The sequence below is a fragment of the Variovorax sp. Root318D1 genome (assembly GCF_001424835.1).
Classification (GTDB): domain Bacteria; phylum Pseudomonadota; class Gammaproteobacteria; order Burkholderiales; family Burkholderiaceae_C; genus Variovorax.
Window position 1 is genome coordinate 129,008 of the sequence record NZ_LMCQ01000019.1, and the last position, 20,017, is coordinate 149,024.

General features: G+C 66.2%; 22 protein-coding genes. 18 read left to right on the forward strand and 4 right to left on the reverse strand.

What is annotated here, in order from left to right; translation table 11 throughout:
- Positions 1 to 8: 8 nt before the first annotated feature.
- The 8 genes from ASC78_RS14900 to ASC78_RS14930 all read left to right on the forward strand — a co-directional run bounded on the left by ASC78_RS14900 (position 9) and on the right by ASC78_RS14930 (position 6,451).
- Positions 9 to 923 (forward strand): class I SAM-dependent methyltransferase, encoded by a 915-nt coding sequence (locus tag ASC78_RS14900; protein WP_055802648.1) that lies wholly within the window; start codon positions 9 to 11, stop codon positions 921 to 923.
- Between the two features lie 169 nt (positions 924 to 1,092).
- Positions 1,093 to 1,569 carry a DUF2244 domain-containing protein gene (locus ASC78_RS14905; protein ID WP_055803385.1) on the forward strand — a complete coding sequence of 159 codons (477 nt, stop codon included), beginning with the start codon at positions 1,093 to 1,095 and terminating at the stop codon, positions 1,567 to 1,569.
- A 58-nt stretch (positions 1,570 to 1,627) separates the two neighbouring features.
- Positions 1,628 to 2,806, forward strand: a complete 1,179-nt coding sequence (coxB, locus tag ASC78_RS14910; protein ID WP_055802650.1) for a cytochrome c oxidase subunit II — start codon at positions 1,628 to 1,630, stop codon at positions 2,804 to 2,806.
- Between the two features lie 55 nt (positions 2,807 to 2,861).
- Positions 2,862 to 4,493 (forward strand): cytochrome c oxidase subunit I, encoded by a 1,632-nt coding sequence (gene ctaD / locus ASC78_RS14915; RefSeq protein ID WP_055802652.1) that lies wholly within the window; start codon positions 2,862 to 2,864, stop codon positions 4,491 to 4,493.
- A gap of 31 nt (positions 4,494 to 4,524) precedes the next feature.
- On the forward strand, positions 4,525 to 4,641 hold the full coding sequence (locus ASC78_RS28020; protein ID WP_235505100.1) for a cytochrome oxidase small assembly protein: 117 nt from the start codon (positions 4,525 to 4,527) through the stop codon (positions 4,639 to 4,641).
- Between the two features lie 25 nt (positions 4,642 to 4,666).
- Positions 4,667 to 5,293: a cytochrome c oxidase assembly protein gene (locus ASC78_RS14920; protein WP_055802653.1), complete on the forward strand. Its 627-nt coding sequence runs from the start codon at positions 4,667 to 4,669 to the stop codon at positions 5,291 to 5,293.
- Complete coding sequence (locus tag ASC78_RS14925; RefSeq protein ID WP_055802654.1) at positions 5,290 to 5,505, forward strand: DUF2970 domain-containing protein; 216 nt, start codon at positions 5,290 to 5,292, stop codon at positions 5,503 to 5,505. Before ASC78_RS14920 ends, ASC78_RS14925 begins: the two co-directional genes overlap by 4 nt.
- A 64-nt stretch (positions 5,506 to 5,569) precedes the next feature.
- Positions 5,570 to 6,451, forward strand: a complete 882-nt coding sequence (locus tag ASC78_RS14930) for a cytochrome c oxidase subunit 3 (protein WP_055802656.1) — start codon at positions 5,570 to 5,572, stop codon at positions 6,449 to 6,451.
- A gap of 74 nt (positions 6,452 to 6,525) precedes the next feature.
- On the opposite strand, the gene ASC78_RS14935 is transcribed toward ASC78_RS14930, so the two are convergent.
- Positions 6,526 to 6,747: a twin transmembrane helix small protein gene (locus tag ASC78_RS14935; protein ID WP_055802658.1), complete on the reverse strand. Its 222-nt coding sequence runs from the start codon at positions 6,745 to 6,747 to the stop codon at positions 6,526 to 6,528.
- 36 nt (positions 6,748 to 6,783) lie between these two features.
- Here ASC78_RS14935 and ASC78_RS14940 point away from each other — a divergent pair, with 36 nt between their 5' ends.
- From ASC78_RS14940 to ASC78_RS14965, 6 genes are read left to right on the forward strand one after another with little or no spacing between them, the layout of a single operon-like run.
- A complete protein-coding gene (locus tag ASC78_RS14940; protein ID WP_055802660.1) occupies positions 6,784 to 7,593 on the forward strand; it encodes an SURF1 family protein in 810 nt (269 codons plus the stop codon).
- Positions 7,577 to 8,260: a hypothetical protein gene (locus ASC78_RS14945; RefSeq protein WP_055802662.1), complete on the forward strand. Its 684-nt coding sequence runs from the start codon at positions 7,577 to 7,579 to the stop codon at positions 8,258 to 8,260. Before ASC78_RS14940 ends, ASC78_RS14945 begins: the two co-directional genes overlap by 17 nt.
- Before the next feature lie 6 nt (positions 8,261 to 8,266).
- Positions 8,267 to 9,484, forward strand: coding sequence for a COX15/CtaA family protein (locus ASC78_RS14950; RefSeq protein ID WP_055802663.1), 1,218 nt, complete (start codon positions 8,267 to 8,269; stop codon positions 9,482 to 9,484).
- Entirely contained in the window at positions 9,481 to 10,386 is a 906-nt protein-coding gene (cyoE, locus tag ASC78_RS14955; protein WP_047785804.1) for a heme o synthase, read from the forward strand. Before ASC78_RS14950 ends, cyoE begins: the two co-directional genes overlap by 4 nt.
- Before the next feature lie 21 nt (positions 10,387 to 10,407).
- Complete coding sequence (locus tag ASC78_RS14960) at positions 10,408 to 11,022, forward strand: SCO family protein (protein WP_235505102.1); 615 nt, start codon at positions 10,408 to 10,410, stop codon at positions 11,020 to 11,022.
- An 18-nt stretch (positions 11,023 to 11,040) separates the two neighbouring features.
- Complete coding sequence (locus ASC78_RS14965) at positions 11,041 to 11,880, forward strand: DNA alkylation repair protein (RefSeq protein ID WP_055802666.1); 840 nt, start codon at positions 11,041 to 11,043, stop codon at positions 11,878 to 11,880.
- 47 nt (positions 11,881 to 11,927) lie between these two features.
- Here the strand turns inward: ASC78_RS14965 and rpoH are convergent, their stop codons facing one another.
- Both rpoH and ASC78_RS14975 read right to left on the reverse strand, forming a co-directional pair.
- Positions 11,928 to 12,869: an RNA polymerase sigma factor RpoH gene (gene rpoH / locus ASC78_RS14970; RefSeq protein ID WP_055802668.1), complete on the reverse strand. Its 942-nt coding sequence runs from the start codon at positions 12,867 to 12,869 to the stop codon at positions 11,928 to 11,930.
- Between the two features lie 147 nt (positions 12,870 to 13,016).
- Complete coding sequence (locus ASC78_RS14975; RefSeq protein ID WP_055802670.1) at positions 13,017 to 13,481, reverse strand: Mpo1 family 2-hydroxy fatty acid dioxygenase; 465 nt, start codon at positions 13,479 to 13,481, stop codon at positions 13,017 to 13,019.
- Positions 13,482 to 13,643: 162 nt separating this feature from the next.
- On the opposite strand from ASC78_RS14975, the gene ASC78_RS14980 reads away from it, so the two are divergent.
- The 3 genes from ASC78_RS14980 to ASC78_RS14990 all read left to right on the forward strand — a co-directional run bounded on the left by ASC78_RS14980 (position 13,644) and on the right by ASC78_RS14990 (position 17,241).
- Positions 13,644 to 14,354 carry a response regulator gene (locus tag ASC78_RS14980; RefSeq protein WP_055802672.1) on the forward strand — a complete coding sequence of 237 codons (711 nt, stop codon included), beginning with the start codon at positions 13,644 to 13,646 and terminating at the stop codon, positions 14,352 to 14,354.
- A gap of 11 nt (positions 14,355 to 14,365) precedes the next feature.
- Positions 14,366 to 16,150 carry an ATP-binding response regulator gene (locus ASC78_RS14985; protein ID WP_055802674.1) on the forward strand — a complete coding sequence of 595 codons (1,785 nt, stop codon included), beginning with the start codon at positions 14,366 to 14,368 and terminating at the stop codon, positions 16,148 to 16,150.
- 80 nt (positions 16,151 to 16,230) lie between these two features.
- Positions 16,231 to 17,241, forward strand: coding sequence for a hypothetical protein (locus ASC78_RS14990; protein WP_055802676.1), 1,011 nt, complete (start codon positions 16,231 to 16,233; stop codon positions 17,239 to 17,241).
- A gap of 27 nt (positions 17,242 to 17,268) precedes the next feature.
- On the opposite strand, the gene ftsY is transcribed toward ASC78_RS14990, so the two are convergent.
- Positions 17,269 to 18,531: a signal recognition particle-docking protein FtsY gene (gene ftsY, locus ASC78_RS14995; protein ID WP_055802678.1), complete on the reverse strand. Its 1,263-nt coding sequence runs from the start codon at positions 18,529 to 18,531 to the stop codon at positions 17,269 to 17,271.
- Between the two features lie 29 nt (positions 18,532 to 18,560).
- On the opposite strand from ftsY, the gene ASC78_RS15000 reads away from it, so the two are divergent.
- Positions 18,561 to 20,009 (forward strand): M16 family metallopeptidase, encoded by a 1,449-nt coding sequence (locus tag ASC78_RS15000; protein ID WP_157634460.1) that lies wholly within the window; start codon positions 18,561 to 18,563, stop codon positions 20,007 to 20,009.
- Positions 20,010 to 20,017: the final 8 nt, after the last annotated feature.

Here is a 20,017-nt window from a genome sequence, read left to right on the forward strand (position 1 = left end):
ACGGCCCCATGGCCACCGACCCCGCAAGAAGACCGCCGACCATCGATCCCACGGCGGCTGCACGCTGGAGCCGGCTCGCGCCCACCGCCGGCTCGCCCTGGCTGCACGAGGAAATCGGCCGCCGCATGGAGGACCGGCTTCAATGGATCAAGGCGCAGCCCCGCACCTGGGCCGATTGGGCGCCCCTGCGTGGCGGGCTCGAGGCGCACGAACTCGTGGCCAAGCGCTATCGCGAGGCCGACTGCTTCGTGATCGAGTCCGAACCGGCTCTCGCCGCCGCGACCGGCGAGGCGCTGGCCGCGCCCTGGTGGAGCGCGCGCCGCTGGCAGGGCGGCAAGGCGCGCTTCGATGCGCCGCCCGAAGACGGCGTGGACCTGCTCTGGGCCAACATGTCGCTGCACATGGCGGCCGACCCCGAGGCGCTCATCGCCCGCTGGCACCGGCTGGTGGCGACCGACGGGTTCCTGATGTTCTCGTGCCTCGGCCCCGACACCGTCCGCCAGCTGCGGGCGCTGCACGCCCGTCTGGGTTGGCCGGCCGCGGGCCATGAATACACCGACATGCACGACTGGGGCGACATGCTGGTGCATGCCGGCTTTGCCGAGCCCGTGATGGACATGGAACGCATCGTGCTTACCTGGGCGACGCCCGAGGCGGCGCTGGCCGAGCTGCGCACGCTGGGCCGCAACCTGCATCCGGCGCGTTTTCCGGCGCTGCGCGGCAAGGCATGGCACCGGGCGCTGAAGCAGGCGCTGCCCGAGCTGGCGCCGGCCGAAGAGGGCGGCGGGCGCATCGCGCTGACCTTCGAAGTCATCTATGGGCATGCCTTCAAGCCGGCGCCGCGCGTGGCGCTTTCGGCCGAGAGCGCGGTGTCGCTGCGCGAGATGCGCTCGATGCTGCAGCGCGGCCGGCCCGGAGGATGAACGGGGGGGGGGCGCAAGCTGCGCATCCGATGGCCGGGCGCCTGTGTCTACCCGCTACAATCCGCCGTTGCGTGAAACTCGCGGGTATTGTTCCGCGAACGAGGGCTGTCCGATCCTGTGGAGACAAAGATTGGCCGGTCGTCGACGCACCGATTTGCTGAACTCGCCCGTGTCGAATTCCGTGTTTCGTTTTGCCACCGTTTCAGGCCAGAGCATCCAATGGTTCCTGAAGCGGAACTGCTCGGTGACGCCGAGCCAGCTGGGCTGGCTCTACGCCTCGCTGTGCGTGGCATCGCTCGGCATCGGTACGGTGTTCTGGCAACTCGGCGCGCCGCTGGTGCTGCCTTTTGCCTGGCTCGAACTGGCCGCGGTGGGTTTCGTGTTCATGCTGTACGCACGGCACGCGACCGATGGCGAAAAGATCGCGCTGCAGGGCGGACGGCTGGTGGTGGAGCTCGAGAACGGTGGGGACTACGAGCGCACGGAATTTCTGCCGCACCAGGTGCGGATCGAACCTCAGGCCGGCGATCGCTCGCTGATCGAGGTCTCGGGTCAGGGTCGATCGGTCAGGGTGGGGCGCTATGTACGCCCGGAGTTGCGAGCCGCACTGGCGCGCGAGATTCGCATGGCGTTGCGTGGCGCCTGAGGGCTCACGCGGCGCTGCACGGTTGGGTTTGTTGAAAAAATTGAGAAACGTGAACACGATGAAGAGCATTTGGCGCAACAAGTACAGGCCGGCGAATCTGTTGCTGGCGGCCGGCGCGGCTTTCAGCGGCGCGGCGCACGCAGTCAACGATCTGCCCGGCGGCCCCTCGGTGCGCCAGCTGAACCTCCCGCTTGGTGTTACCAAGATCGCGCAGGAACAGCACTTCCTGCACACGGTGATGATGATCCTGTGCACGGTCATCTTCGTTGCCGTGTTCGCGGTCATGTTCTATTCGATCTGGAAGCACCGCAAGTCGGTCGGCCACAAGGCGGCCAACTTCCATGAATCGGTGGTGGTCGAGGTCATCTGGACCATCGTGCCCTTCATCATCGTGATTGCGATGGCGCTGCCCGCCACCAAGGTGCTGGTGGCCCAGAAGGACACCACCAACGCCGACCTCACCATCAAGACCACCGGCTACCAGTGGAAGTGGGGCTACGACTACCTGAACGGCGAAGGTGAGGGCCTGGCCTTCATCTCCACGCTCGACAGCTCGCAGCGCGCCATGTCCGACGCCGGCGCCAAGGGCGCGATGCCCGACGACTACCTCTTCAAGGTCGACAACCCGCTGGTCGTGCCGGTCCAGAAGAAGGTCCGCATCATCACCACCGCGAACGACGTGATCCACGCGTTCGCCGTGCCGCAACTGGGCATCAAGCAGGATGCGATTCCCGGCTTCGTGCGCGACACCTGGTTTCGCGCCGAAACCGTGGGCGACTACTACGGCCAGTGCCAGGAACTCTGCGGCAAGGAACACGCCTACATGCCGATCCACGTGAAGGTGGTCTCGGCCGCCGACTACACGGCCTGGGTCGATGGCAAGCGCAAGGAAGCCGCGGCCAAGCTCGACGATCCGGGCAAGGTCTGGGCCCTGCCCGACATGCTGACGCGCGGCGAGAAGGTCTATGCCGCCAACTGCGCGGCCTGCCACCAGGCCAACGGCAAGGGTGCAGGCCCGATCAAGGCGCTCGATGCCAATCCCAAGGTAGTCGATCCGGACCACAAGGTGCAGCTGCTGGTGCTGCTCAACGGCCAGAACAATGGCGCCATGCCCTCCTGGAAGCAGCTGAGCGACACCGACCTCGCGGCCGTTGCCACCTATACCAAGAACAGCTGGTCGAACAAGACGGGCCAGCTGGTGCAGCCGGCCGAAGTTCTGGCCTTGCGCGGCAAGTGATCGCGAAGATCCAGCCCAAGCGCCCCGCGACGACGAAATTGCAAGGAACAACGAAATGAGTGCAGTCCTCGACCCCCACGGTCACGCCCACGACGGCCACGCACACGACGAGCACCACGCAGCGCCCACCGGCTGGCGCCGCTGGGTGTTCGCCACCAACCACAAGGACATCGGCACGCTTTACCTGCTGTTCAGCTTCACGATGCTGATGGTGGGCGGCGTGCTCGCGCTGATGATCCGCGCCGAGCTGTTTCAGCCCGGCCTGCAACTGGTGAACCCTGAGCTGTTCAACCAGTTCACCACCATGCACGGCCTGATCATGGTGTTCGGCGCCATCATGCCGGCGTTCGTGGGCTTCGCGAACTGGATGATCCCGCTGCAGATCGGCGCGTCCGACATGGCGTTCGCGCGCATGAACAACTTCAGCTTCTGGCTGCTGATCCCGGCGGCGCTGATGCTCGTGGGTTCGTTCTTCATGCCCGGCGGCGCTCCGGCCGCGGGCTGGACGCTCTACGCGCCGCTCACGCTGCAGATGGGCCCCTCGATGGACGCCGGCATTTTCGCGATGCACATCATGGGCGCCTCGTCGATCATGGGCTCGATCAACATCATCGTCACCATCCTGAACATGCGCGCTCCCGGCATGACGCTGATGAAGATGCCGATGTTCTGCTGGACCTGGCTCATCACGGCCTACCTGCTGATCGCCGTGATGCCCGTGCTCGCAGGCGCGATCACCATGACGCTGACCGATCGCCACTTTGGCACCAGCTTCTTCAACCCCGCCGGCGGCGGCGACCCGGTGATGTACCAGCACATCTTCTGGTTCTTCGGCCACCCCGAGGTCTACATCATGATCTTGCCGGCCTTCGGCATCGTCAGCCAGATCGTGCCGGCGTTCTCGCGCAAGCGGTTGTTCGGCTACGCCTCCATGGTGTACGCCACCTCGTCGATCGCGATCCTGTCGTTCATCGTCTGGGCGCACCACATGTTCACGACTGGCATGCCAGTCACGGGCCAGCTGTTCTTCATGTACGCGACCATGCTGATCGCGGTGCCCACGGCCGTGAAGATCTTCAACTGGATCGCAACCATGTGGCAGGGCTCGATGACCTTCGAGACCCCGATGCTGTTTGCGGTCGGCTTCATCTTCGTGTTCACGATGGGCGGCTTCACCGGCCTCATCCTGGCCATTGCCCCCATCGACATCCAGCTGCAGGACACCTATTACGTGGTGGCCCACTTCCACTATGTGCTGGTGGCCGGCTCGCTTTATGCCATGTTCGCGGGCTACTACTACTGGGCGCCCAAGTGGACCGGCGTGATGTACAGCGAAGCGCGCGGCAAGCTCCACTTCTGGTGGTCGCTGATCTCGTTCAACGTCACCTTCTTCCCGATGCACTTCCTGGGCCTGGCCGGCATGCCGCGCCGCTATGCCGACTACCCGATGCAGTTTGCCGACTTCAACGCCGTGGCGTCGGTCGGTGCCTTCGCCTTCGGTCTCGCACAGGTCTATTTCTTCTTCTTCATCGTGCTGCCGAACATGCTCGGCAAGGGCGAGAAGGCGCCGCAAAAGCCATGGGAAGCCGCTGAAGGCCTCGAGTGGGAAGTGCCGTCGCCGGCGCCTTTCCACACCTTCGAGAACCCGCCCAGGCTCGATCCGACCGCCACCAAGGTGATCGGCTGAACACAGCCAGGCCGCCGGCCCGCATGACGACATGACCACACCCGAACAACGAAAGAACAACCGACGCATGGGGCTCACGCTGGCCTCCATCGCCGTGCTGTTCTTTCTCGGATTCCTGGTCCGCATGATCTGGTTCGGCGGACGCTGAAGCAGCAGCCAAAGGAGCCGCCCGCATGAGCCTCGCTCAACGCATCAAGCGCGCCAATGTCCGCATGGTCGGCAAGTTGGCCGTGGTGGCCTTCGGCATGTTCGCGTTCGGCTATGCCCTGGTGCCGCTCTATCGCGCCATCTGCGAGATGACCGGTATCAACATCCTCGCGCTCAACGAGCTCGAGGTGCCGGGCGGTGCGAGCGGCGGCAAGAACGTGCGCGTGCCGGACAACACGCAGGTCGACACCACGCGCACCATCACGGTCGAGTTCGACGCCAACGTACGCGGCGGCCTCTGGGACTTCAAGCCCGCCGAGCGGACGATGCAGGTGCACCCGGGGCAGCTCAACACCGTGATGTACGAGTTCCAGAACGTGCAGAACCGTCGCATGGCAGCGCAGGCCATTCCAAGCTATGCGCCGCAGCAGGCCGCGCCGTATTTCAACAAGCTCGAGTGTTTCTGCTTCAACCAGTACACGCTCGATCCGGGCGAGAGGAAGCAGTGGCCGGTCGCGTTCGTGATCGACCCCAAGATTTCCAAGGACGTGAAGACGATCACGCTGTCGTACACCTTCTTCGAGGTGGGCGGCAAGACGCCCGCGGCCCCGGTGGCCGCCGTTTCGAATGCTGCGCATGAGCCCCGTTCGTGACCGCCCCGAACACACCGCCCAAAGCCACGTTGTGGGAAACGGTGAAGGCCGTCTGCTGGTCGTTCTTCGGAGTGCGCAAGAAGAGCGCCTACCAGGACGACCTGGCAAAGCTGAATCCGCTGCACATCATCGTGGTGGCTTTTGCCGCGGTCATCGTTTTCATCGTCGGCCTGGTGCTGCTGGTGCGCTACGTGGTTGCGCACGGCGCATGAGCCACGCGGCACTAGACATCCAGAACCCATCGAATCGAGAGAAGAAAGAAAGCCAGGAGCTGATATGAGTTCAACCACCCACGGCACCACGCCCTACTACTTCGTGCCGGGACCATCGGCCTACCCGGTCCTGTCCGCCATCGGCCTGTTCTTCGTGATTCTGGGCGCGGGCCAATGGATCAATGGCCACCAGTGGGGCGCATGGTCCTTGCTGCTTGGCATGGTCATATGGCTCGCCACGCTGTTCGTGTGGTTCCGCACGGCCATCGGCGAGAGCGAAAGCGGGCAGTATGGCCACAAGATCGACCTCTCGTTCCGCTGGAGCATGAGCTGGTTCATCTTCTCCGAAGTGATGTTCTTCGGCGCGTTCTTCACCGCGCTGTGGTGGACCCGCACGCATTCGCTGCCGGCGCTCGGCAGCCTCGAGAACGCGCTGCTCTGGCCCGACTTCAAGGCCGTCTGGCCCAGCCTTGCCGCTGGCGTCACCGGTTCGCCGGCCGACATCGTCGAGCCGTTCCAGACCGTCGGTCCGTTCTGGCTGCCCACGATCAACACCGCGCTCTTGCTGAGCTCGGGCGTCACGCTCACCATTGCCCACCACGCGCTGCGTGCCGGCCATCGTGCGCAGACGATCCGCTTCATGTGGCTCACCGTGCTGCTTGGCGTGATCTTCCTCGGCGTGCAGGGCTACGAATACCATCACCTGTACACCGATCTGAACCTCAAGCTCAGCTCCGGCGCCTACGGCTCGACCTTCTTCATGCTGACCGGCTTCCACGGCCTGCATGTGTTCATCGGCATGCTGATGCTGCTGTTCATCACGCTGCGCCTGCAGAAGGGCCACTTCACGCCGGAGCGCCATTTCGGCTTCGAGGGCGCGGCGTGGTACTGGCACTTCGTCGATGTGGTGTGGCTCGGTCTTTACACGCTGGTTTACTGGCTTTGAGCGAACCCCGCGGCATGCAAACAAAAAGGCGCCGAAAGGCGCCTTTTTCATGGTTCTCGTGGAACGAGCACCATCTACTTGCCGACCGGGAGCCCGGTGGGCTGGATGTAGCCGAATTTCCAGGCCAGCAGCATGCAGAGGAACAAAACCACCGAGATGCCGATCCGAAAGGTGAGCGCGCGCGCCATGCCGCCGCTCTTGGCGCGTCCGTTGCGCCCGTCTTTCAGCATGTAGAAGAGCGCGAAGGCAAGGCTCGCGAAGATGCCCACGAAAGCCAGGGCGACAAGATATTTCATGACCCCGATTATCGGCCGCACGCCACATCCGCTCCAGTGACGCCAGAGCCTTTTCAGCCCGCCGGGGCAAGGCCGAAGCGAGGTCGTTTCCTGCTGGTCACGCTGGCCGCCGTGCTCACTGTATGCGCCACGGTGTCGCTCGGCCGCTGGCAGCTTTCACGCGCGGCGCAAAAAGAGGCGCTTCAGGCCGAGATCGATTCGCAGAAGCAAAAGCCACCGCTCGCGCCGGCCGAATTCCTTGCGCTCGAAGCGCCGGCCGGCGAGCTGCATCGGCCCGTGCGGTTGCGCGGCCTCTGGCTCACACCGCAAACGGTTTACCTGGATAACCGGCAGATGCACGGCGTACCGGGCTTCTACGTGCTGACTCCGTTTGCGCTGGAAGGCAGCGACCAGGCCGTGATGGTGCAGCGCGGCTGGGTACAGCGCAATTTCAATGACCGCACGCAGCTGGCCGCGCTCGACACCCCGCCCGGCATCGTCGAAGTCACCGGCCTGATCGAGCCGCCGCCCGGCCATTTGTTCGAACTCGGCAAGCCGGCGCCGGCCGCCTCGGCACCGGAATCCGCGGGGTCTTCGCCCATCCGGCAGAATCTCGACCTGGAAGCGTTTCGCGCCGAAACCAAGCTGCCGCTGCGCACCGATGTGTCGCTGCAGCAGATCGGCCCCGCTTCCGAGGGGTTGCAGCGCGACTGGCCGGCCCCCGCTCTGGGTCTGGAGAAGCACTACGGCTATGCGTTCCAGTGGTTCGGGCTCTCGGCCCTCGTGGTAATCCTCTATGTCTGGTTTCAACTCATCGCCCCCTTCCGCCGCTCGAGGCGCCGCGCACCTCATGCAAGCAGCTTCTGACGAGCCGCTGGGCCTGACGGTGCATTCGATGCCGTCGCCCAACCAGGCCCTCGACGGCGCCGAGGGCCGACGTACGGTCGTTGGGCGCTGGAAGATGATCGCCGTGATGCTGATGTGCGCCGCGCCGGTCATCGCGTCTTACTTCACCTACTACGTGATCCGCCCCGAAGGCCGCAGCGTCTACGGCGAACTCATCGATCCGCAGCGCGTGATGCCGGCACTCACCGCGACCGATCGCAGCGGCGCGCCAGTCGATTTCGCTACGCTCAAGGGCCAATGGCTGCTGGTCGCGGTGGCTGATGCGGCCTGCAATGCGCTCTGCGAGCAGCAGCTTTATCTGCAGCGCCAGCTGCGCGAAAGCCTCGGCCGTGAGAAAGACCGGATCGATCGGGTCTGGCTCGTGAGTGACGCGGCGCCCGTTCCCCCGCGGCTGGACAATGGCTTGCATGGGGCCACGGTGTTGCGCGTGCCTGCCGAGCAGCTCGCCAAGTGGCTCGCGCCTGTCCCTGGACATGGACTGGCCGAGCACCTGTTTGTGGTCGACCCCATGGGCAACTGGATGATGCGTTTTCCGGCCGGCATGGACGCCAAGGGCGCCAGCCGCGCCAAGCGCGACCTCGACCGCCTGCTGCGCGCCTCCTCATCCTGGGATGAGGCTGGCCGCTGAGACCGCATGATGGACACCGGTTCGCTCTACGACCTCACACCCATCGCCTGGCTGATGGCGGCCGGCGTGTTGATCGCGCTCGGCCCGCTCGTATGGGTGTGGCGCCGCAACGCAGGCGCCGGGCCGGCGCGCCGGCTGCACGCGCTCACCGTGTTGACGCTGTTCCTCACTTTCGACCTCACGCTGTTCGGCGCGTTCACCCGGCTCACCGATTCGGGCCTGGGCTGCCCTGATTGGCCGGGCTGCTACGGCAACGCGAGCCCGGTGGGTGCGAGCCACGAGATCGCCATGGCCCAGTCGGCCCAGCCGACTGGGCCGGTCACGCACAGCAAGGCGTGGGTCGAAATGGTCCACCGCTACCTGGCCACCGGCGTCGGCGTCCTCATTCTTGCGCTTGCGGCCGCCACCTGGATCGTGCGGTGGCGCCAGCGCCGCCTGCCTGCGCCGGCGGAGGGCGAGCATGCCGCGCTCAGCGCATGGTGGCCTGCGTTCACGCTGGTCTGGGTTTGCCTGCAGGGCGCTTTCGGTGCGCTGACCGTGACCTGGAGGCTCTTTCCCGCCATCGTCACGCTGCACCTCTTGGGCGCCGTGGTGCTGCTGGTGCTGCTGTGCATTCAGTCGGTGCGCTACCGGCAGGCCGCCGCGGACCGCCTGCCCATGCCTGTGTCGCCCGCGCTGCGCAACGGGCTGCTTGCAACCTCGGCATTGCTGCTGCTGCAGATCGCGCTGGGCGGCTGGGTCAGTACCAACTATGCCGTGCTGGCCTGTACCCAGTTTCCCACCTGTCAGGGCAGCTGGTGGCCGCCGATGAATTTTGCTCAGGGCTTCGAGATCTGGCGCCACCTGGGCGTGACCGGCGATGGCGCGCCGCTCGACTTTTCCGCGCTCACCGCCATTCACTACGCGCATCGGCTGATGGCCTATGCCGTGTTCGCCGCCTTGGGCGTGCTCGCGTGGCAATTGCGCCGCATCCCGGCGCTGCGGCCGCAGGCCCGCTGGCTCGCGGGGCTGGCATTGCTCCAGCTTGCCACCGGCCTTGGTAACGTGCTGCTCGGTTGGCCGCTGGCCGCCGCGGTGCTGCACACGGGCGGCGCCGCGGCGCTCGCCGTGGTGCTGACCTGGGCGCTGTGCGAGTGTCGCCGCGGGGCAGCCGCCACGGTCGCCCACGACAGAGACAAGGCGCCCGGTGCGCCACATAACAACCAGAGGGAGGCCGCAGCGTGAGCACGCCGATTTCCGTGCAGCAGACAAGCACCGCCAACGTGCTGCGCCAGTTCTACGCGCTGACCAAGCCGCGCGTGGTGCAGCTGATCGTTTTTTGCGCCCTGATCGGCATGGTGCTGGCCGTGCCGGGTCTGCCTTCGTGGGCCGACGTGCAGCGCGCCGTGCTGGCCTGCATCGGCATCTGGCTGGTGGCGGGCGCGGCGGCGGCGTTCAACTGCCTGGTCGAAAAGGGCATCGACGCCAAGATGAAGCGCACCGCCTGGCGCCCCACCGCCCGCGGGCAGCTCAGCGACTTGCAGGCGCTGGTGTTTTCGGCCCTGCTGTGCGTGGCCGGCTCCGCGCTGCTGTGGTTCCAGGTCAATCCGCTCACCATGTGGCTCACTTTTGCCACCTTCGTCGGCTATGCGGTGATCTACACCGTCATTCTCAAGCCGCTGACGCCGCAGAACATCGTGATTGGCGGCGCCTCGGGTGCGATGCCGCCGGTGCTGGGCTGGGCCGCGATGACGGGCGACGTCGGCCCCGAAGCGCTGATCCTGTTCCTCATCATCTTCCTCTGGACCCCGCCGCATTTCTGGGCGCTGGCGCTGTACCGCGTCGAGGACTACCGCAAGGCCGGCCTGCCGATGCTGCCCGTCACGCACGGCAATGAGTTCACGCGGCTGCAGGTGTTGCTCTACACCTTCATCCTGTTCGCGGCCTGCCTGATGCCTTTCATCTACGGCATGAGCGGCTGGCTCTATCTGGCGGTGGCGGTTGGCGTGAGCATCGGGTTCACGGGCTATGCCTTTGCGCTCTGGCGCAACTACTCCGACACGCTGGCGCGCAAGACCTTCCGGTTTTCGCTGATTCACCTGAGCGTGCTGTTCGCGGCATTGCTCGTCGACCATTACCTGCGCTGAATTGATCGAATGCCTGCTTCCATGAACAAGCGAAACGCCCTTCAATTATTGGCCGGCGGTGCGGCATGGGCGGGCGTTGCCGCCACGCTGGGGCTTGTTACCGCCTGCAGCGAGCCCAGGCCGAGCTTCAATGCGGTCGACATCACGGGCGCCGACTACGCAAAGGACTTCTCGCTGAAGGACTCCGACGGCAAGGTCCGCACCCTGGCCGACTTCAAGGGCAAGGTCGTGGTGCTGTTCTTCGGCTATGCGCAATGCCCCGACGTGTGCCCGACCACCATGACCGAAATGGCGCAGGTCAAGCAGCAGCTCGGCAGCGACGGCGACAAGCTGCAGGTGCTGTTCGTCACGGTCGATCCGGCGCGCGACACGCCCGAGGTGCTCAAGGCCTACATGGGTGCCTTCGATCCGGGCTTCGTCGCGCTGATTCCAACGCCCGAACAACTCGTCACGATCGCCAAGGACTTCAAGGTCTATTTCAAGAAGGTCGAGGGCAAGACCCCGACCAGCTACTCGATGGACCATTCGGCCGCGAGCTTCGTGTACGACGCCCAGGGGCGGCTGCGGCTCTACGCGCGCTATGGCGCCGGCGTGGCGCCCATGGTGTCGGACGTGAAGGCGCTGCTCAAGTCCTGAGCAGGCGTTGCCTCTGCGATGGATGCCGTCGTCGCTTTAGCTTCGGTCGATCATCTGAAGGCGCGCAGGGGCGCCTTCCGCATCGCGCTCATTCCGCCCGAGGTGCTGCGCGCGCTCAACGACGGCTTGCTCGAGACCGTCAACCTCAACGAATTCCTGGCGCTTGAACTGCCGCAGCTCGCGCGCAGCGTGGCAGGCCACATCGGCCTCGATCCGGCCAGCGAACGCCTGGCCGACACGCTCGCCATGCTGGGTGCGTTCAAGCCGATGCAGCGGCACGGCCACGTTGCGCGCGCGCTTTACGATCTGGCGGCGCAGCATGCCGAGCGCGACGCCGTCGCCCACCGACTCGCCACGCACGGGAGCGACGTCGCACGATGCTGGGCTGCGCAATGGGTCACGCTGTCGGGCCTTCCGCTGGCGGCACAGCTGGAGGCGGTGCGCCGCTTTGCCGCCGATCCCCACTTCGGCGTGCGCGAAATCGCCTGGATGGCGGTGCGCGACGCGGTCATCGGCTCGCTCGACGAGTCGCTGGCGCTGCTGCAGCCATGGACGGCCGATGCCGACGCGAATATCCGCCGCTTTGCCAGCGAACTCACGCGCCCGCGCGGCGTGTGGTGCGCGCAGATCGATGCGCTCAAGGCCGAACCCTGGCGCGCCCTGCCGCTGATCGAGGCCTTGCGCGCCGACCCCAGCCGCTACGTGCAGAACTCGGTGGCCAACTGGCTCAACGACGCGAGCAAGACTCAGCCGGAGTGGGTCGATCGCCTCTGCACGCGCTGGCTCGGTGAGTCCGACACGCTGGCCACGCGGTACATCGCCAAACGGGCCCTGCGAACGCTTTCGAAGCAGGCATGAAAAAGCCCGGATGACCGGGCTTTTTTCTGGGTGAAGACGGCTGGCGCTCAGGCGTAATCGGCCAGCGCCTTCTTCATCTTCTTCATGGCCGCGACTTCGATCTGGCGAATGCGCTCGGCGCTCACGCCATACACCGCGGCCAGGTCGTGCAGCGTCATGCCGCCCGAACCGTCGTCGTTGACCTTGAGCCAACGCTCTTCCACGATGCGGCGGCTGCGGTCGTCCAGCGCTTCCAGCGCGGTGGCGATGCCGTCGCTCGAGAGCCGGTCGCGCTGCTGCGATTCGAGCAGCGCGGTCGGTTCCTGCGTGGCATCGGCCAGGTAGGCGATCGGGCCGAAGGCTTCGTCGCCGTCGTCCGATGGGCCCGGATCGAGCAGCACGTCGCCGCCCGACAGACGGGTTTCCATCTCCAGCACTTCTTCAGGCTTGACGTTGAGCCGGGTCGCCATTTGCGACACCTCTTCAGGGCTCAGCGTTTCGCGGTGCGTGCCGTTGTCGGCCGCGGCCGAATCGGCCTTGAAGCCTTGCTTCATCGAGCGCAGATTGAAAAACAGCTTGCGCTGGGCCTTGGTCGTCGCGACCTTGACCATGCGCCAGTTCTTCAGGATGTACTCGTGGATCTCGGCCTTGATCCAGTGCATGGCGTAGCTCACGAGCCGCACGCCCTGGTCGGGGTCGAAACGCTTCACGGCCTTCATGAGGCCGACATTGCCCTCCTGGATCAGGTCGCCGTGCGGCAGCCCGTAGCCCAGGTACTGGCGGGAAATGGAAACCACGAGGCGCAGGTGCGAGAGGATCAGCGCACCGGCCGCTTCGAGGTCGTTGTGGTCGCGCAAACGGCGTGCGAAGCCCTGCTCTTCTTCGAGCGTGAGCATCGGCAGGCGGTTGGCGGCCGAAATATAAGCATCCAGGTTGCCCAGCGGCGGCACCATCGACCATGGATTGGCGACGGCGAGCTGGTTGGCAGAGGCTCCAGACAGCATGGTCATCAGGGGAAACTCCTTTGTATTGGGCATATTAGCACTCGATTAGAGGGAGTGCTAAGGCAAGGGTTCCCCCTAAGTTTCTATCGCACCGATAGGCAAAGCTGTCAGCCGGGAAGGGAGGCGAGCAGGCGGAATCGTCCGACCCCAGTCCTACCAGCGTATACCCAGGCGCAAAAACAGCCTCGAAAGTACAAAGAGGGGCCCCACCCAAAGATATTGGATGTCTTCGAAGAAGGAAGGTTTCTTGCCCTCGATCTTGTGGCCGATGAACTGGAAGATCCATGCCACGACAAAGATGGCGGCGGAGACCGGTAGTACAAGGCCTCCCATGGCATGAACCAGCGCCAGTACCAGCGCCGTCCCGACGAGCATGGTGGCCAGGAACACGGGGGAGCGCAGGGTGGCGTAGTACACCAGGCTGGCCGCCACGAAGCCGTAGGCTACCCAGGGGTGCAGCGCAAACAGCAGGCCGACGATGCTCAGCATGATGGCCGGGATCGCGACGAAGTGGATCAGCTCGTTGGTCGGGTGGCGGTGGCTTTCGCCATAGTGGGCCAGCAGCCGGTCGACCTTGCGGTTGCCCGCTGCCAGCGGGGCATCGGCGGTGTGCATCATGTTGTCTCCAGGCGCCGTTCGGTGCGGCGGTCCTGCATGGTGCCTCTGCCGGCAGGCGATGGCAAGTGCTATGAAAAATGTAGCAAAACCTTCTTGGCAGGCATGAACGCGCCATGACTTAGGGCACTGTCGCGCGTTCGAGGCATCGCTAAGATCGACTGCGTGGCCCCTCCGTTCGAATCTCCATCCCACCCGCCGCCTTCGAGCGTGGCACCAGCGCCGCTCCGCCCGCCGACCGCGATTCTGGTGGTGGACGACCACGATCTGCTGCGGCTCGGCGTCCGCGCGCTGGTGCAGGCACAGGCCGCTTCTTCCGGCACGGGCATCGAGGTGTTCGAAGCTGGCAATGTGGCCGATGCGCTGGTGCTCCATGAAGCGCATGGGGAGTCCATCGGCTTGGTGCTGCTGGATCTGGCACTGCCCGATACGCATGGCTTGAGCGGCCTGACCGAGTTTCGATCGCGTTTTCCGTCCGCCCGCATCGTGGTGCTTTCGGGCACTGGCAACGCCTCGCTGGCCCAAGGGGCGCTGGCCCTGGGCGCCAGTGCTTTTCTTCCCAAGTCGGCGGACCTGAAGGAGGTAGTGGGCTTCATCCGTGCCTGCGGCCTGCTCGATGCCGAGGCGGCCGAAATCTCGTCTTCTGCAATGCCGAAGGCGCTCAGCGGCTACGCTGAATCGGCCCACGCAAGCGCCTGGCAGGAACTCACGCCGCGCCAGACCCAGGTGCTGCAGTGGGTGCTCGAAGGCAAGGCGAACAAGGAGATCGCCCAGCTCGCGAACCTGAGCGAGGGCACGGTGAAGAACCATGTGTCGACCATCCTGCTGCTGTTCGGTGTGCGTTCGCGTGCGCAATTGATCAGCAGCCTGCGTTGAGCCCGCCGCGCATGGCCGAAACGCCGCTGAGCCAGCGGGTGTTGCGCGAGCACGTGGCCTCGATCTATTTCAACTACAGCGCGACGTGCCTGGCCCGCGTCGTTTTCGTCCTGGTGCTTGGCGGGTTCATGTACCTGCAGTTGGGCGATCCCATGGTGCTGCCGTTTGTCGTGCTGCATTTGGCGTTGTACCTGGGCATGTACTTCACGCCGCGCTGGAGCCCGGCGGAACCTGCGGCGGAAAGTGCCCGGTGGGCCCGCAAGATCACCCGCATCGTGACCCTGCTCGGGTTTGCCGATGCGCTGGCGCCGTGGATCTTCGTGCCCGCCGGCAACTTGCCCGTGACGGCCGCGCTGATGGTGGTGATGATGGGCAATTGCGCTAGGGCCGTGCAATCGCTGCGGCCCCTGAAGGAGGCCCTGTTCGGCCACGTGCTGCCGATGATGGGCGGGCTGATCGTCGCCCTGGCGTGGCAGGGCGGCGCCATCCATCTCTTCCTCGCGGCCTTTTCGACGATCTATCTCGTTCTCATGCTGCGCGTGGGTGTGCAGGAGCACAAGCTGCTGGCGGATTCGCTGCTTCTGCGCTTCGAAAAGGAAGCCTTGGCCGTCCGGCTGGCGGAGCAGATCGCCGCCACCGAGCGTGCCAGCGAAGAAAAAACCCGTTTCCTGGCCAGCGCCAGTCATGACCTGCGGCAGCCGCTGCATGCCATTGCGCTGTTCGGCGCCGCGCTGGAGAACGAACTGCGCGGCCGCCCCGAAGGCGCCAACGCGGAGCGCCTGATGCGCGCGGTGAACGCGCTGGGAACGTCGCTCGACACCATGCTCGACGTCTCGCGGCTGGACGCGGGCGTGGTCACGCCGGAGCTCCGGGAGGTGCAGCTCGACGCCTTGTTCCTGCCGCTCAACCACATGTTCTCGCCGCAGGCCGAGCAGAAAGAATTGCAATTGCGCGTACGCGCGAGCGGGTTGTGGGTGCGCAGCGATCCGCAGCTGTTGCACCGCTTGCTCGCCAACCTGATCGACAACGCGCTCAAGTACACGGCGAGTGGCGGTGTGACCGTGAGGGCCCGTGCGCGCGGCAATGCGGTGTGGATCGAGGTGCGCGACACCGGCGTCGGCATCGCGCCCGAGCAGATCGGCCGCATCTTCGAGGAGTTCTACCAGGTCGGCAACCCGGGCCGAGACCGCTCGCAGGGCCTGGGTATCGGCCTGTCGATCGTGCAGCGTCTGTCGCGCCTGCTGGACCATCCGTTGCAGGTGCATTCGCGTCCGGGACGGGGCACCCATTTTCGCGTGGTGCTGCCCGCCGCCGCGCCGCTGGCGGGCGCTGGCCTGCAAGGCGCCGAGGCGCATCGGCACCGTGCTGCAGGGGCACAGGCACTGCCCGGGCGCGTGCTGCTGGTTGACGACGAGGTGGAAATCCGGGAGGCCATGAGCGAGCTGCTGCGCTCCTGGGCCATCGAGGTGCACGCCGTGGCCGACGAAGCGGACGCGGAGAAAGCCCTTTCGCAGGCGGAGGGCCAGGGACAGCCCTTCGATCTGCTGGTGTGCGACTACCGCCTGGCCGAGGGCAACGACGGACTCGACGCCGGTCTGCGCCTGCGCCAGCGCTCCGGCACCGGCACCGGCACCGGCACCGGCACCGGCATGCCCTTGTTGCTGGTCACCGGCGAAACCGCGCCCGAACGCCTGCAGCGCGTCCGCGCGTCCGGCGTCGCCGTGCTGTTCAAGCCGGTCGACGCCGGCAAGCTGTTTCGAACCCTGAGTGAACTCGCGCCTGCCGGCGCCTCATGACTTTTGGCACTGGTGTGCCTATCAGCCGGCCTTTACCGTTGCGCGGTCTCACACACGTCAACGTCTCAGGGAGAGATTTCATGCAAGAAAAACTTTGGATATCGGCGCTCGCCGCGACTTTGGCGGCCTGTGGTGGAGGAGGTGGTGGTGGCGGCGGCGGCTTCGCTGGCTTGCCGGTGGTACCGGCGCCTGCACCCGCTCCTGCTCCCGCGCCCGCGCCCGCGCCCGCGCCCGCGCCAGCCCCGGCTCCCGCCACGCGTACTTTCATGTACGAGGCCTTGACCCCCGCCGCCGACGCTTCGGCATTTCTCGACCGGCTCAACGCCCAGGGCGCCAGGGCGTTCCGCTTCTTCAGCGGCCTTGCCTTCACCACCGGCCCCACCAGCGTGGAGGTCGTCGAAGCCTATGTGAAGGACGCCCAGACCACCTACTCCTTCGAGTTGCTGCCCGTGGCCAGTTCCGCGGCTGACCTCGAGGCGCAGCTCAACGCGCAGGGCGCCAGAGGCTTCAAGTGGGGTGGGCCGTACGTGGTCGGCGGCCAGAGCCGCACGCTCTATCGCAAGGACAACGGCTCCGCATCGACCTACACCTATGCCGTGCTGGCGGCACCTGCCGACAGCACCGGCTATCTGTCGCAGACCAACGCCCAGGGAGGCAACGGCTACTACAGTGTCGGCGGTGCCTATCTGGTTGGCGGGACCACGGTGCTGGTCTACCAGAAGGACACCCAGGGCAGCGCGACCTACGGCTATGAAGCGCTGGGCCAGCCCGGCAGCGACGCTGATTTTCTGGCCCAGTTCGAGGCCCAGGGCGCCCGGGGCTTCCGGTTCAAGACCGGCTACGTCTTCTCGGATGGCACGAGGTTGCTCTACGAGAAAGACCTTTCGCAATCGGCCACGTTCAGCTACCAGAACCTGCAGCCCGCGGGCAACAGCGCGGCCTACATCGTGCAGGCGAATGCCGAGGGCGCCAAGGGCCATGCCCTGGTGGGCGACTACATGCTGCCGAGCGGCCAGATCCGGACGTTCTACGTCCGGCCTGCCAACTGCACCGGTTTTCTCTGCGATACCCGCTCGCTCTTCGGCTTCTGAGCGGCGGGGGGTGCTGCTGCCGGCACTTCAGCCCAGCAGCGCCTGCGCGAACTCGCGCGCGTTGAAGGTCTCGAGGTCTTCGAGCTTCTCGCCCACGCCGATGAAGTAGACCGGGATAGGCCGCTCGCGCGCAATGGCGCAGAGCACGCCGCCTTTGGCCGTGCCGTCGAGCTTGGTCACGACGAGGCCAGTGAGGCCCAGCGTCTCGTCGAAGGCCCTGACCTGCGCCAGGGCGTTCTGCCCGGTGTTGCCGTCGATCACCAGCAGCACCTCGTGCGGGGCCGTGGCGTCAGCCTTGGTGACGACGCGCTTGATCTTCTTGAGCTCGTCCATCAGGTGCAGCTGCGTGGGCAGCCGGCCGGCGGTATCGACCAGCACCACGTCCTTGCCGCGCGCCTTGCCGGCGGTCACGGCATCGAAGCTCACGGCGGAGGGGTCGCCGCCTTCCTGGCTCACGATCTCGACCGTGTTGCGGTCGGCCCAGACCAGCAGTTGCTCGCGCGCCGCCGCCCGGAAGGTGTCGGCCGCCGCCAGCAGCACCGAGGCGCCCTCGTTGGCCAGGTGCTTGGTGAGCTTGCCGATGGATGTGGTCTTGCCCGCGCCGTTGACGCCGGCCACCATGATCACCGTCGGCGTGAACTGGCCGATCACCAGCGGCTTCTCGAGCGGCTTGAGCAGGTCGGTGATCGCGTCGGCCAGCAGCCGCTTCACCTGCACGGCGTCGGTCGCCATCTGGCGCTTGACGCGGCTGCGCAGGTCGTCGAGCAGGAATTCGGTGGCCTTCACGCCGGTGTCGGCCATCAGCAGGGCCGATTCGAGCTCCTCGTACAGCGCGTCGTCGATCTGCGCATTGACGAACACCGCCTGGATGCCGGTGCCGGTCTTGCGCAGGCCGGTCTTCAGCTTGTTGAACCAGCCCTTGCGCTCGGCCGCCATGGCTGCGTCCGTGATGAGGGCGGGGAGCGGTTCATCCGGCTCGGAGTGCGCAGGTGCTGGCGCCGGCACGGGCAAGGGCGCCGGCACGGGCGCAAGGATCGGCGCAGCGGGAACGGCCACCGGGGGCGGCGGCGGAGGAGGCGCCACTGCAGGCGGTGGGGCCGGCACTGCGGGCGGAGGCGCTGCTTCCTCAACCGCGGGTTTCGAGCCGAACCAGCTCGACGGCGAAAACACCGAGCGCGCAGACGCGGGCGCGGGCGCAGGCTCGGGGGCTGGTGCCGGCTCGGCGGCCGGGGGGGGCGCCGGCTCGGCCGGGGATTCGGCAGGCGGTTTTTTCTTGAAGAAACTGAACATCGGAAGCTTTTTACAATCCGACCCATTCTATGAAACACCCTTCGCCACGCCGTGCTGCGTTCGGTGCGGTGCTGGCAGTGGCGCTTTCGGCGCCGTGGACCATGCCTGCGCAGGCCCAGTCCACACCGGCTCCCGCCGCTTCATCCATTGCCGCCAAGGCACCCGCTCCCCAGCAGTTCACCCTTGCCAACGGCATGACGCTGCTGGTGCTGCCCGACCGGCGTGCCCCCACCGCGGTGCAGATGCTGTGGGTTCGCGTGGGCTCGGTCGACGAGGTCGACGGCACCTCGGGCGTGGCCCACGTGCTGGAGCACATGATGTTCAAGGGCACCAAGGAGATCAAGCCCGGCGAGTTTTCGCGCCGCGTGGCGGCCCTGGGCGGGCAGGAAAACGCGTTCACCACGCGCGACTACACCGGCTACTACCAGCAGATTCCGGTCGCCAGCCTCGAGCAGATCATGAAGCTCGAATCGGACCGCTTCGCCAACAACCAGTGGTCCGACGACGAGTTCAAGCGCGAGATCGAAGTGGTCAAGGAAGAACGCCGCCTGCGCACCGAAGATCAGCCGCGCGCTTTGCTCGGCGAACAGCAGAACGCGGCCATCTTCACGGCCTCGCCCTACCACCGCCCGGTGGTCGGCTGGATGAGTGACCTCGACGCCATGACGCCGGACGACGCCCGCGCCTTCTTCCGCCGCTGGTACGTGCCGGCCAATGCCGCCGTGGTGGTGGTTGGCGACGTCGACGTGGCCAAAGTGCGCGCGTTGGCCGAGAAGTACTACGGCGGCATTCCGGCGCGTGCCGTGCCTGCGCGCAAGCCGCGCACCGAGCCCGCGCAGCGCGGCATCCGCCGCATCGAGTTCAAGGCGCCAGCCGAGCAGGCCTACGTGTCGCTCGCGTTCCGCATTCCGCAGCTGGAGGACATCGAGGCCACCGACAGCGACGTGTGGGCGCTCGAAGTGCTTTCGGCCGTGCTCGACGGGTACACCGGCGCGCGCCTCGACCGCGCACTGACCCAGGGCCCCGACCGCGTGGCCGATTCCGCCAGCGTTTATTCGGGCCTGGCGGGGCGAGGACCTCAGCTATTCACGCTGGTGGGTGTGCCGGCGAACGGCAAGAGCGCGGAGGCGGTAGAGGCCGCGCTGCGCGCCCAGGTGGCGCGCGTAGCCAAGGAAGGCGTGGGCGAAGCCGAGCTCGCGCGCGTCAAGACGCAATGGGTGGCGAGCGAAACCTACAAGCGCGATTCAGTGATGGCCCAGGCCCGCGAACTCGGCAGCAACTGGGTGCAGGGTCTCCCGCTGGACACCAGCGCGCGGATCATCGCGAAACTGCAGGCCGTCACACCAACCCAGGTGCAGGCCGTGGCCGGCAAGTACTTCGGAGACGACCAGCTCACCGTGGCGACCCTGCGCCCGCTGCCGCTTGAAGCCAAGCCCCGCGGCCGCGGTTTTGCAGCGCCCCAGGGCGAACTGCGCTGAAGGGCGCC

What these genes read in the sequence shown, in the direction of transcription:
- ctaD (WP_055802652.1), top strand. Translation starts at nt 2,862, where the DNA reads ATGAGTGCAGTCCTCGACCCCCACGGTCACGCCCACGACGGCCACGCA.
- ASC78_RS14975 (WP_055802670.1), bottom strand. Translation starts at nt 13,481, where the DNA reads ATGATGCACACCGCCGATGCCCCGCTGGCAGCGGGCAACCGCAAGGTC.
- ASC78_RS14985 (WP_055802674.1), top strand. Translation starts at nt 14,366, where the DNA reads ATGGCCGAAACGCCGCTGAGCCAGCGGGTGTTGCGCGAGCACGTGGCC.
- ASC78_RS14920 (WP_055802653.1), top strand. Translation starts at nt 4,667, where the DNA reads ATGAGCCTCGCTCAACGCATCAAGCGCGCCAATGTCCGCATGGTCGGC.
- ASC78_RS28020 (WP_235505100.1), top strand. Translation starts at nt 4,525, where the DNA reads ATGACCACACCCGAACAACGAAAGAACAACCGACGCATGGGGCTCACG.
- ASC78_RS14930 (WP_055802656.1), top strand. Translation starts at nt 5,570, where the DNA reads ATGAGTTCAACCACCCACGGCACCACGCCCTACTACTTCGTGCCGGGA.
- ASC78_RS14960 (WP_235505102.1), top strand. Translation starts at nt 10,408, where the DNA reads ATGAACAAGCGAAACGCCCTTCAATTATTGGCCGGCGGTGCGGCATGG.
- coxB (WP_055802650.1), top strand. Translation starts at nt 1,628, where the DNA reads ATGAAGAGCATTTGGCGCAACAAGTACAGGCCGGCGAATCTGTTGCTG.
- ASC78_RS14950 (WP_055802663.1), top strand. Translation starts at nt 8,267, where the DNA reads ATGATGGACACCGGTTCGCTCTACGACCTCACACCCATCGCCTGGCTG.
- ASC78_RS14990 (WP_055802676.1), top strand. Translation starts at nt 16,231, where the DNA reads ATGCAAGAAAAACTTTGGATATCGGCGCTCGCCGCGACTTTGGCGGCC.
- rpoH (WP_055802668.1), bottom strand. Translation starts at nt 12,869, where the DNA reads ATGACCATGCTGTCTGGAGCCTCTGCCAACCAGCTCGCCGTCGCCAAT.
- ASC78_RS15000 (WP_157634460.1), top strand. Translation starts at nt 18,561, where the DNA reads ATGAAACACCCTTCGCCACGCCGTGCTGCGTTCGGTGCGGTGCTGGCA.
- ftsY (WP_055802678.1), bottom strand. Translation starts at nt 18,531, where the DNA reads ATGTTCAGTTTCTTCAAGAAAAAACCGCCTGCCGAATCCCCGGCCGAG.
- ASC78_RS14965 (WP_055802666.1), top strand. Translation starts at nt 11,041, where the DNA reads ATGGATGCCGTCGTCGCTTTAGCTTCGGTCGATCATCTGAAGGCGCGC.
- ASC78_RS14935 (WP_055802658.1), bottom strand. Translation starts at nt 6,747, where the DNA reads ATGAAATATCTTGTCGCCCTGGCTTTCGTGGGCATCTTCGCGAGCCTT.
- ASC78_RS14900 (WP_055802648.1), top strand. Translation starts at nt 9, where the DNA reads ATGGCCACCGACCCCGCAAGAAGACCGCCGACCATCGATCCCACGGCG.
- ASC78_RS14945 (WP_055802662.1), top strand. Translation starts at nt 7,577, where the DNA reads ATGCAAGCAGCTTCTGACGAGCCGCTGGGCCTGACGGTGCATTCGATG.